This is a genomic window from Frankia sp. BMG5.60 (assembly GCF_059428125.1).
This window is the reverse complement of the sequence record NZ_CM182091.1, coordinates 3,525,421-3,536,233: the sequence shown is the minus strand read 5'-3', so window position 1 is coordinate 3,536,233 and position 10,813 is coordinate 3,525,421. Positions and strand designations below refer to the sequence as shown.

9 protein-coding genes and 1 pseudogene are annotated in these 10,813 nt (G+C 74.1%); 6 read left to right on the top strand and 4 right to left on the bottom strand.

The genetic code is table 11. The annotated features are described in order from the left end of the window. Positions 1-54: 54 nt before the first annotated feature. Complete coding sequence (locus AC5R91_RS14270) at positions 55-1,422, bottom strand: type I phosphomannose isomerase catalytic subunit (RefSeq protein WP_495397631.1); 1,368 nt, start codon at positions 1,420-1,422, stop codon at positions 55-57. 75 nt (positions 1,423-1,497) lie between these two features. Then, positions 1,498-1,968, bottom strand: coding sequence for a metallopeptidase family protein (locus tag AC5R91_RS14265; protein ID WP_236705603.1), 471 nt, complete (start codon positions 1,966-1,968; stop codon positions 1,498-1,500). A 290-nt stretch (positions 1,969-2,258) separates the two neighbouring features. Between AC5R91_RS14265 and AC5R91_RS14260 the strand changes: the two genes are divergently transcribed. From AC5R91_RS14260 to AC5R91_RS14235, 6 genes and pseudogenes are all read left to right on the top strand, one after another. Next, the gene (locus tag AC5R91_RS14260) at positions 2,259-2,660 is read left to right on the top strand and encodes a DUF3499 domain-containing protein (protein WP_495397630.1); all 402 of its coding nucleotides are present in this window, start codon (positions 2,259-2,261) and stop codon (positions 2,658-2,660) included. 294 nt (positions 2,661-2,954) lie between these two features. Beyond that, positions 2,955-4,313: a phosphomannomutase/phosphoglucomutase gene (locus AC5R91_RS14255; protein WP_495397629.1), complete on the top strand. Its 1,359-nt coding sequence runs from the start codon at positions 2,955-2,957 to the stop codon at positions 4,311-4,313. Beyond that, positions 4,313-4,516, top strand: coding sequence for a Trm112 family protein (locus AC5R91_RS14250; protein ID WP_495397628.1), 204 nt, complete (start codon positions 4,313-4,315; stop codon positions 4,514-4,516). The genes AC5R91_RS14255 and AC5R91_RS14250 overlap by 1 nt, the downstream gene beginning before the upstream one ends. A 17-nt stretch (positions 4,517-4,533) precedes the next feature. Next, positions 4,534-5,685 carry an SIS domain-containing protein gene (locus AC5R91_RS14245; RefSeq protein WP_495397627.1) on the top strand — a complete coding sequence of 384 codons (1,152 nt, stop codon included), beginning with the start codon at positions 4,534-4,536 and terminating at the stop codon, positions 5,683-5,685. Positions 5,686-5,737: 52 nt separating this feature from the next. After that, positions 5,738-6,316: an STAS domain-containing protein gene (locus AC5R91_RS14240; protein ID WP_495397626.1), complete on the top strand. Its 579-nt coding sequence runs from the start codon at positions 5,738-5,740 to the stop codon at positions 6,314-6,316. A 25-nt stretch (positions 6,317-6,341) separates the two neighbouring features. After that, positions 6,342-6,973: pseudogene (locus tag AC5R91_RS14235) on the top strand (PP2C family protein-serine/threonine phosphatase). On the opposite strand, the gene AC5R91_RS14230 reads toward AC5R91_RS14235, so the two are convergent. Further along, positions 6,970-9,600: a transglycosylase domain-containing protein gene (locus tag AC5R91_RS14230; protein ID WP_495397625.1), complete on the bottom strand. Its 2,631-nt coding sequence runs from the start codon at positions 9,598-9,600 to the stop codon at positions 6,970-6,972. The pseudogene AC5R91_RS14235 and the gene AC5R91_RS14230 overlap by 4 nt on opposite strands. A gap of 536 nt (positions 9,601-10,136) precedes the next feature. Further along, entirely contained in the window at positions 10,137-10,637 is a 501-nt protein-coding gene (locus AC5R91_RS14225) for a MerR family transcriptional regulator (protein WP_495397624.1), read from the bottom strand. Positions 10,638-10,813: the final 176 nt, after the last annotated feature.

The window sequence follows — 10,813 nt, the reverse complement described above, 5'->3', positions numbered from 1 at the left end:
CCGGACCTCGGGGGGCGAAAGCCGCCGATCAGTTCCGATCCGCCAGATGTCCGGTCAGGCGGGGCGGGCGCCCGGCGCGGCGAGGAAGATCCGGCCGGTGCCGGTCAGAGTGACCGCCGCCCGGCCCGCCACCAGCACCGATCCGCCGCGGCACAGCTCCAACGGGGCGACGGCGGTCCCATCGTCGGCCGAAGCGGTGACCTCGACCCGTCCCTCGACCGCGAGTAGCACCGTCGGGCGCCCCACCGGCACGCTGCCGCCGGTGCAGACGGCCTCGGTGAGGACGAAGTCGGCGACGGGGACGTCCCAGCCGCGCAGCAGCCCGCCAGGAGAATCCGCGACGGTGCGGGGACTTTGGACCGGCGCGTCGCTCGGCGTGGGATCGAAGATCCGCAGCAGCTCGTCGACGTCGATGTGCTTGGGCGTCAGGCCGCCGCGCAGCACGTTGTCGGAGGTTGCCATGATCTCGATGCCGAGCCCGGCGACGTAGGCGTGCAGCATCCGGGCCGGCTGGAACAGGCCCTCCCCGGGGCGCAGCGTGACGTCGTTGAGCAGCAGCGCCGCCGCGATGCCCACGTCGCCCGGGTGCGCCACCGCAAGCCGCCCGATCAGGTCCGCGGCCCGCGCGACGTCGTCGCCACCGCCGTCCACCGGGTCCTGGAAAGCCGGTCCGCCGTCGCCGTCGCCGTCGGCGCTGGCGCTGGCGGCTGCGCGCGCGGCCGGGCCCCGGCCGCGCGCGCGGCGTAGCCGGTCGGCGGCCACGACGAGTGCGCCGACCAGCTCCCCGGCGGGGCCGGCGGGCATGGTCAGCAGGGTCCGCAGCACCATGGCCGCCCCGGTGGCCGGGTCGTCGGCCAGGGGGCGGAAGGCGGCCAGGAGGGCCGGTGTCCCCAGCCCCTGCGCGACCGAGAGGGTGCGCGCCGGGTCACGGACGCCCGCGAGTGCCCGGAACGGCGAGAGGGCGACGATGAGTTCGGGCTTGTGGTTGCGGTCGCGGTAGCGCCGGCGGGCATCGTCGACGGCGAGGCCGGCGGCGTCGTCCGCGTCGAAGCCGGCGGCGGCCTGCGCCAGGTCGGGATGCACCTGCAACGACAGTGCCTTGTCCGCCGCCAGCACCTTGAGCAGGAACGGCAGCGGGCCGACGAGGTCGGCGGCCGGGCGGCGGGCGCCGTCCGCCTCGACGAGCGCCGGCGCCACGGGATGGGTCCCGAGCCACAGCTCCGCGACCGGACCGCCGGCGGCGGGGGTGCCGAGCAACTCGGGGATGGCGGTCGCCGACCCCCACGCGTAGGGCTGCTCGGCCCCGTGCAGCGCGAGGAGGCGGGGGGACCCCGCCGGCACCTGTGGGCCCGCGCCGGAGAATTCGCCGGCGGGCGGGGACGGTGCGTCGGCGGGCGGCGTGGGCGCGGAATTGCTGGTCACGGTCTCCTCGGACGGGCGTGCTCCGTGGGGGCGGGGGTCGTGTCGCCGCCCCGGTGCGGGCGGTGGGCGGTCGGGCTACTCTTCCTCGCCCCAGCCGTGGCCCTCCGGGTCGATCACGGCTGGATCGACGCCCATCATCTCGGCCACCTCGTGGATGATCGCGTCCAGCACGAGTTCGGCCAGGTCCTCGCTGTCCACCGCCCTGGCCTCTATGGGCCGGCGATATACCACGATGCGGCGGGGGGTGCCCGAGCGGCCCTTTCCGGTGGCCGGCTGGAATCGGGCGAGCGGGATCTCCTCGTCGGTCACCGCCACCGGCGGCACGTCCTCGACGGCGAACTCGACGTCGGACAGCTCCGCCGACCACCGGTGGTCGAGATGCTCGACGGCGTCCAGCACGAAGTCGTCGAAGCGATCCCCACGGGTGGCGTAGGCCGGCACGTCGGGTGGCAGCAGCGCCCCGCGGATGCCTCGGCCCCGCCGGTCACGGCGCCGACGGGGGGGAATCGGCCGGGCCGCCGCCGGGAACCGCTCGAGCTCGGTCACCCTGTGAGCGTAGCGTTCGTGGCAGGGGCCCGTGTCGGTCCCGGCGGCCGTCGCGATCCGGTCGCTGCGCCAACCCCGCCATCCGGCGACTGACCCCGAATCCCCCTCCCAGCCCGAGGAGGTTCCACGATCTTGATGATCTCGATGCCGTGCCGGATGCCGTTGCCGTGCGCGAGTTCGGACGCGCGGTGCAACGATATGGTCGACAACGCGTGACGATTCAGCCTCGCGCCACGCGACACGACGATAGGTGGTGGCCGTCGCCCGTTCCGGGGGCTACCGTCCGGAACGTGAAGCCTCGGCGCTGCTCCCGCTCGGCCTGTTCCGCAGCCGCGGTCGCCACGCTCACGTATGCCTACGCCGAGTCGACAGCCGTACTGGGCCCGCTGTCCCCGTACGTCGAGCCGCACTCGTACGACCTGTGCGGCCCGCACGCCGACCGGCTCACCGTGCCGCTCGGCTGGGCGGTCGTCCGGCTCGAGGCCGAAGCGTCGCGTGAGGGTGGACGTGAGGTGGCCGGGGATGACCTGGAGGCACTGGCGGACGCCGTGCGCGAGGCCTCCCGGCGCGGTCCCGAGACCCCGCGCCGCGGTCCCGAGCCGCCCCAGGGCCCCCAGGGCCCCCAGGGTGGGCCTCAGGCGCCTCCGGGGGGCCGCCGCGGTCATCTGCGGGCGGTGCCCAGCCCTTCCTGATGCGCCCCGGCGCCGGTGACCTCTGCCGAACCGGGGACGGGTGGCGGCGGGGCCTGGCCGCCCGCCGCTCCCGTGGTCGACCGGGGCCGGGCGGCTGCCGGGCCCGCCCCGGACGAGCGTGGCCCGCGGCTGCGTGGTCGGCGTCGTGTGTCCCGCGTGGGCTTCCCCGGACGCGGTCCCGGGTCTGTCGGACCCGGCGGATATGGTCACCGGGTGCGGCCGCAGTGGCGCCGTGCAGGCCCGGGGGACCGTTCACCCGGTGCGGGGGACACCAGGGAGAAGGGTGGGGACCGGATGCGCGACCTGTCGCGGATCTTCAAGGCGTACGACGTCCGGGGAGTCGTGCCGGCAGAGTTCGACGCCGAGATCGCCCGGCTGACCGGCGCCGCGTTCGTCCGGCTGCTCGGCGCGGAACGGATCGTCACCGCCCATGACATGCGGGATTCGTCCATCCCGCTCGCCGCGGCCTTCGCCGAGGGCGCGGCCGGCCAGGGCGCCGATGTGATCCTCGCCGGCCTCGGCTCGACGGACCTGCTCTACTTCGCCGCCGGCTCGCTCGACATCCCCGGCGCGATGTTCACCGCCTCCCACAACCCGGCGAAGTACAACGGCATCAAGCTGTGCCGGGCGGGCGCGGCGCCGATCGGCCAGGAGACCGGGCTCGCCGAGATCCGGGCGATGATCGAGCGCGGCGTGCCCGCCGGCCCCGGTCGCGTCGGCACCGTCACCACGAGTGACCTCCTCGCCGACTATGTGCGCCACCTGCACACGCTGGTCGACCTGTCCGGCATCCGGCCGCTCACCGTCGCGGTCGACGCCGGCAACGGCATGGGCGGGCTGACCGTCCCGGCGACCTTCGCCGGCCTGCCGCTGACGGTGATCCCGCTCTACTTCGAGCTGGACGGCTCCTTCCCGAACCACGAGGCCAACCCGATCGAGCCGGCGAACCTGCGCGACCTGCAGGCCGCGGTCCGCGCCTCCAGGGCCGACCTCGGGCTTGCCTTCGACGGCGACGCCGACCGCTGCTTTGTCGTCGACGAGCGCGGGGAGATCGTTTCCCCGTCAGTCATCACGGCGCTGGTGGCGGACCGTGAGCTTGCCCGCGAGCCGGGCGGGACGATCATCCACAACGTCATCGTCAGCAAGGGGGTGCCGGAGCTCGTCACCGAGCGTGGCGGCATCCCGGTCCGCACCCGCGTCGGCCACTCGTTCATCAAGGCCGAGATGGCCCGGACGGGCGCGATCTTCGGCGGCGAGCACTCCGGCCACTTCTACTTCCGGGACTTCTGGCGGGCGGACTCCGGCATGCTCGCCGCGCTGCACGTGCTCGCCGCGCTTGGCGGCCAGCCGCGGCCGCTGTCCGACCTGCTCGCCGGCTACGTCCGCTACAGCGCCTCCGGCGAGATCAACTCCGAGGTGGCGGATGTCGTCGCCGCGATGCAGGCGGTCGAGAAGGCCTATGCTCCGCACGCCGCCGACATCGACCATCTCGACGGTCTGACGATCTCGTTCGCGGACGGGTCCTGGTTCAACCTGCGCCCGTCCAACACCGAGCCGCTGCTGCGGCTCAACGTCGAGGGCCCCGACGAGGCCACGATGCGCCGGCTGCGCGACGAGGTCCTCGCCCGCGTCCGGGGCGGAAGGGAAGCCTGATGAGTCTCGACCCGCTGCTGCTGGAGATCCTGGCCTGCCCGTGCAGCAAGCACGGTGAGCTGCGACAGGATGAGCTGGACGGCGCGCCTGTGCTGGTCTGCCTCGCCTGCGACCTGGCCTTCCCGGTCCGCGACGACATTCCCGTGATGCTGCTCGACGAGGCCGTGCCGTTCTCCGGCCGGGCCGCGTCGGCATCGAGCTGACCCCCCGCGGCGTCGGCGTGTACCTCGACGAGGCAATCCTCGACGACACGGCCAGGATCGACTCCGGCAACGCCGCGGCCCTTCTGCCGCACGTCGCCTCGGCGGCCCTGCAGGTGCGCCAGAGCGTCGTCCTCGCAGAGGAGGCGGGGGTGGCGCGGCTGGGCTCCGACGGGCGGCCGCGCGCGGTCCTCGTCGCCGGGGTCGGCGGCTCGTCGCTGGCCGCCGGCGTCCTGGCTGCCGTCGCCGGGCCGGCGAGCCCCGTCCCGGTCATCGGCCACCATGCCCACGGCCTGCCGGGTTGGGTAGGCGTGTCCGACGTCGTCCTCGCCGTGTCGGCCTCCGGCACCTCGGCGGAGACGTGCTCCGTGGTGGAGGAGGCCGACCGGCGCGGTGCGCGGATCGGCGTCGTCGCGCCGCCGGACACCCCGCTGGCCCACCTCGCCGCCCTCGCCGGGGCGCCGTTCGTCCCGCTCGTCGGGCAGCGGCCGGCCCGGGCCATGCTCTGGTCGCTGGCGGTGCCGTTGCTCGTCGCCGTTCGGGAGCTGGGCATCGTCCGGCTCGGAGCCGACGCCGTCGAGGCGGCCGCGGCCCGGCTGGAGGAGGTGGCGACCCGCTGCCGGTCGTCGAGCGAGTCCTTCGTCAACCCGGCGAAGACCCTGGCCCTGGAGCTGGCTGGCTCCCTGCCGCTCATCTGGGGCACCTCGGCGGTGACCTCGGTCGCGGCCGAGCATGCCGCCGCCCAGCTCGCGACGAGCGCGAAGTACCCGGCCGTCGTCGGGGCGCTGCCGCATCCCGGTCACCATCAGGTGGCACTGTTCGACGGCCCGTTCGGGGCCGGTCTGACCGCCGGCGGGACGGGCGCCCGCGACGACCTGGAGGACTTCTTCCGCGACCGGATCGAGGACGAGCAGGAGTCGATCCGGCTGCGACTGATCCTGCTGCGCGACCCCGGTGCGGAACGGTCCGAGGTCGGCCGTCAGGCGGAGGCCGCCATCGCCGTCGCCGCCGAGCGCGGGGTCGGCGTCACCGAGCTGCGGGCCGAGGGGGCCGGCCCGCTGGAGCGGCTCGCCTCCCTGATCGGCCTGTTCGACTTCACCGCCGTGTATGCGGCGCTGGCGCTCGGGATCGACCCGACCCAGGTGCCCACCGTCCGCGATCTGGGGCGGTAGTCCCGCCAGGTCAGCGAAAAATGACCGTTTCGTACCCATTGATCCGTCCTGTGTGGACCGCAATCCGGCCCGATGTCACGGGGCCGCGCCGCTCGTGGGCACCCTGGACTCCGCCCGCACCCAGCTCGTGATGGAGAGCCTGCTGGAGGCGCTCGTCAGCACCGGCTCCCGGCACGCCGTCATCGACATCACCGGGGTCGGCGCGGTCGACACCCAGGTGGCCCAGCACCTGCTGAAGACGGTGATGGCCGCCCAGCTCATGGGGGCGGACTGCATCATCTCCGGCGTCGAACTCGGGCTGTACATGCCCGGGGTGCGCACCGCGTTGAGCCGCTCCGACGAGGACGAGATCGACGACTCCGACGGGGAGGGCGAGCCCGACGCGCTCGCCGCCTCTGCCGCGGCGCAGGCCGGGCTCGGTGGCGGGGAACCGCCCACGACCGGCGCCGCGGCGACGGGGGCCGGACGGGTGATCGGTAACCCCGGTGGGAGCCTGCCCACTCGCGAGCTGACGGGCACGGACTCGCAGCGCCATCCCATCGTCTCCGAGTCCGACCCAGGCGGAGGTCGGCGGGGACTTCTTCGACGCGTTCGACACGCCCGACGGCGAGGCCTTCGTCGTCATCGGTGACGTCCAGGGGCACTCGCTGGGAGCGGTGATCATCATGGCCGAGCTGCGCTACGCGTTGCGAGCCTACGCGTTCGACGGACACCGGCGTTGCTGGACCGGCTCAACCGGCTGATGCTGCTGTCCCACCCCGAGGCGACGGCGACCGTGTGTATCCTCACCTTCCCGCCCGACCGCTCCCGGGTGACCATCGTCAACGCCGGGCACCTGCCCCCGCTGCTGATCGGACCGGACCGGCTGTCCTACTGGGAGGCCGGCGCCGGGGTGCTGCTCGGCGTCGATGCCGGCGCCCAGGTCGCGGACACCATGCCCCTGCCCCCGGGCAGCCGGCTGCTGCTGTTCACCGACAGCCTGGTGGAACGACGCTCGGAGCCGATCGAGGTCAGCCTCGCCACCCTCGCGAGTTCCGTCGGGGCGGCGCACGGCCTCGGCGGCGGCACCGGGCCGCGGCGGACAAGGCGGTCCATCGACGACATCGCCGACGGCCTGCTCGCCGCCGCCGACGGGGCCGCCGACGACGTCGCGCTCGTCCTCGTGGAGGCCACCGGCCCGCGCCGAGCCGCTCGGCTCCCCCCGCGCCTGGCTCCCCCCGCGCCTGGCTCCCCCCGCGCCTGGCGGACACCGCCCGATCGGGGGCGTCGCGCCTGCCGCCACGCCTAGCGGCCGCCGCCTCCTTGACCGCCCCGGTTCTGATCGTTCTGGCCCCCGCCGTTCTGCTGGCCGCCGCCGTTCTGGCCGCCCGGCTGGGCGCCGTTCTGGGCGCCGTTCTGGGCGCCGAGCGGGGCGCTGCGGGGCTGCGGCTGGCCGAACACGCCGGGCAGGACCTGCTGGCCGAGGTTCTGGAGCATGTCGCCAAGGCCCTGGCCCGGCGTCGGCGCGGGCGGCGGCGGCGGGGTGTTCTGCAGGCCGCCCTTGGTGCCGTGGGCCACCGTCGGGTCGGCGCCCGGCAGCGCGACCACCGGCTGGTTGGCCAGCGCAGCCCGCATCGACTTGCCCCAGATGATCGCCGGCAGGTCACCACCGAAGACCCGCGACCAGGTCCGGCCGTCCGCGACGACGTTGCGCAGCGGATGGGACTCGGCGCCGGTGGGGTCGCCGACGGACACCGCCGCGGTCATCTGCGGGGTGAAGCCGACGTACCAGGCGGCGGAGAACTCGTCGGTGGTGCCGGTCTTGCCGGCCGACGGGCGGCCGATCGCGGCGTTGGTCCCGGTGCCGTTGATCGGAACGCCGGCCAGCACGCTGGTCACCGTGTCGGCGACCCCCTTCGCCAGCACCTGCTCGCACTGCGGCGGACGGGCGACGTCGATCGGGTCCTTGCTGGAGTCCACGGCCCCGGTGGCGAATCGCGGAGTGCAGCGCAGGCCGCCGCCGGCGATCGTCGCGTAGGCGTCGGCCATCTGCAGCGGCGAGACGTACATGTACTGGCCGCCGCCGATGGCGGTCGCCCCGTCCGTCGCCCCGATCTTGTCGGCCTTCGGCGGCACGACGCCGAGTCGCTTGGCCATCTCCATCACCGCCGGGATGCCGGTCTTCTCCGCGAGCTGCACGTAGAAGGTGTTCACCGAGTCCCAGGTGCCGCGCGGGATGTCGTAGATGCCCGCCTCGGCCGGGTCGGAGTTCGAGAAGCCCTTGGCGCAGTCGCCCTCACCGCGGTCGAGCGGGAACTTCGGGCTGACGTAGCAGGCCGGCGAGTAGAACGCGGTCGACGTGCCGTAGCCCTGCTCCAGGGCGGCGGCGAGCACGAACGTCTTGAACGTCGACCCGGGCTGGAACGTCGCGTTCGTGGGCAGCGGTACCACCGTCTGGTTCAGGCCGGCGTTCGACCCGTACACCCGGTTGACCGCCATGGCGAGGATGTTGCCGGTGCCCGGTTGGATGACCACCTCGGTCGCCGACACCCGGTTGTCCGGGGCGATCGTCGAGTTCACCGCGTCCTGCGCCGCCTGCTGGACCAGCGGGTCCAGGGTGGTGCGGATCACCAGGCCGCCCTCGTAGATCCGCCGGTTGCGTTCCTCGACGGTGGTGCCGAGAGCCGGGCTGGCCCGCAACTGCGAGCGGACGTAGTCGCAGAAGAACGGCGCGGTCGACGTCTCGCAGGAGTCCGCGGCCGGCGGCGGGGCCGGCACCACGTTCAGGGGCATCTGCTTCGCCGCATCCGCCTGCGTCGGCGAGACGTAGTTGTTCGCCGCCATCTTGTCGAGCACGGTGTTGCGCCGGACCAGCGCCGCCTGCGGGTGCGCGGCCGGGTTGTACCGCGACGGGCTCTGCACCAGCCCGGCGAGCAGGGCCGCCTGCTCGAGGGTGACCCGGGAGATGGGCACCCCGAAGTAGTGCTCGGCGGCCGTGCCGACGCCGTACGCACCGTCGCCGAAGTAGGCGATGTTCAGGTAGCGCTCCAGGATCTCGTCCTTGGAGAAGCGCTTCTCGATGTCGAGGGCGTAGCGGAGCTCCTGGATCTTGCGGTCCAGTGAGTCGCCGGCGGCCACCTCACGCTCCTGGGTCGTGCGGGCGTTCTGCAACAGCACGTTCTTGACGTACTGCTGGGTCAGCGTCGACCCTCCCTGGGCGACCCCGCCGGCCTCGCTGTTGCGCAGCGCCGCGCGCAGGACGCCCTGCGGGTCGACCCCGCCGTGCTCGTAGAAGCGGGCGTCCTCGATGGAGACGATCGCCTCCCGCATGATCTTCGGGATGTCGCTGCCCGGGACGACGATGCGGTTCTCGGCGCCCCGCAGCGTCGCGATCACCGAGCCGTCGCTGGCGAGAATCGTCGAGCTCTGCGGCAGCGGCGGGGTGATGAGCTCGCTCGGCAACCCGAGAAAGTGATCCGCGCTGCCCTTGGCGAACAGGCCCACCGCGCCCACGAACGGCAGCGACAGCAGGGCGACGACCACACCGAGCACGCTCGCCGTCAGCGCCATCTTCTTCAGCACGCGCCGCCGGTCGACCGGCGGCCGCGGCAGGATGCGGGCGCCCGGCCCGCCGCCCGGCCCGCCGCCCGGCCCGTTCCCGGCCGGAGCCTGGGAGTCGAGGGTGTCGCCGCGCCCCGGGCCGCTCGCGGGCCCGTCCTCGCCGCGGCTGGCGGGGCCGGTCGGTGCCGCCGGGGCCGTGCCGGTAGCCGGGCGGACAGTCGTGGCGGCTCCGGTCGAACCGGTTCCGGCCGGCGCCGAACGCGCCGCCGTGCGGTCCCGGATCTTCGCGCGGACTCCGGTCGGCCTGGCATTGGCCGCTGGTCTCGCCGTGCCTCGAGGTCCCGCCTTACCCGCCGGTCCCGCCTTGGGCGTCACCGATCCCGGCGTCCCGGGTCCGGCCTTGGGCGTCGTCGATCCAGCCTTCGGCGTCACCGGTCCCGACTTCGGCGTCGCCGGTCGTGGTGGTGCTGCCGATCGCGGCGGTGCCGCCGGTCGCGGCGGGGTGGCGGCGCGTTCGGCCGCGACCCCGCGGGGCGTGCCGTCGGCGCGGGGCGGCACCCCGGTGGATCCCCCGCGCGACGAACCACCCGCCGGTGCGGGCGGGCTGGGCCGGGATGGAGTGCTCGACTCCCGTCCGCCAGACGTCGACGTCACCCCCTCGGTGGGCCGGCGGAACCGCCGGGATCTTCGTGGGACCTCAACCAGCATGCGTGACCCGGCGCTTGGTCGCTCACCGGCACCCGGGTGCTCGCGGGCTGACCGAACAATTCGGGCGAAGCGAACCTGGCTGCGGACGGGCGCCGATTCACGGCAGTTGGCATGGACGGTCCTATACCGCTGGTAACGGTAGACGAGCGTTTCCCGCGCGGGCGACCCGGCGGGCCAGGTGTGTGCGGTACGCCTCGGATTGTTTAGCGACCGTTAAGGGAGTGGGGCTCCGATGGTCCGGCTCCGGGGGGCCCGGCCGGGCCCGGCATGCGCAGCAGCCGACGGCCCTTCTGCGCCTCGAAGTCGAGGGCGGCGACCGGCGGGGACGGCGGGATGCGCCGGGTGAGCTGCCCGAGCCGGCGGACGTCGGCGGCGACCTCCGCCTCGGCCAGCACCCGCACGGCAAAGGCCAGGTCGCTGGGGCTCACGTGATAGCGCCGCTCCAGCTCGTCGGCGTAGGCGGCGGCGAGCAGCTCATGCTCGCCGTACTCGCGGTGACCGCCGGGGGAGCGGGCGGGCACGAGCAGGCCCAGCGACTCGCGGTAGCGCAGCATGCGCGGCGTGGTGTCCAGCACCGCCGCCGCCCGCGCGATGGGGAGCCGCTGCTCGGGCCGGAGCTGGACCCGCTGACGTAGTCGCTCCAGCACGTGCCGCACGAACGAGTCCTCCCGGCGGGGTGGGGCGGCACCCTCCCGGCCTCTCACGTCGTTCCGATCATGCGACGAAGAGTACGGGCGAGGCGCCGCTCGTGGCCTCGATTCTAACAACAGGCTGTCAGGTTCTTTGACATCGCCTCGGCGGGCTCGTCATCGTTCGAGTCGCCGACGCCGCGTCCGTGCACCCGGTCGCCGCCATGACGTCGCCAGCCACGGCATCCCCA

Excerpts from the sequence above, each read along its gene's own strand:
- AC5R91_RS14250 (WP_495397628.1), top strand. The coding sequence starts at position 4,313 with ATGAGTCTCGACCCGCTGCTGCTGGAGATCCTGGCCTGCCCGTGCAGC.
- AC5R91_RS14255 (WP_495397629.1), top strand. The coding sequence starts at position 2,955 with ATGCGCGACCTGTCGCGGATCTTCAAGGCGTACGACGTCCGGGGAGTC.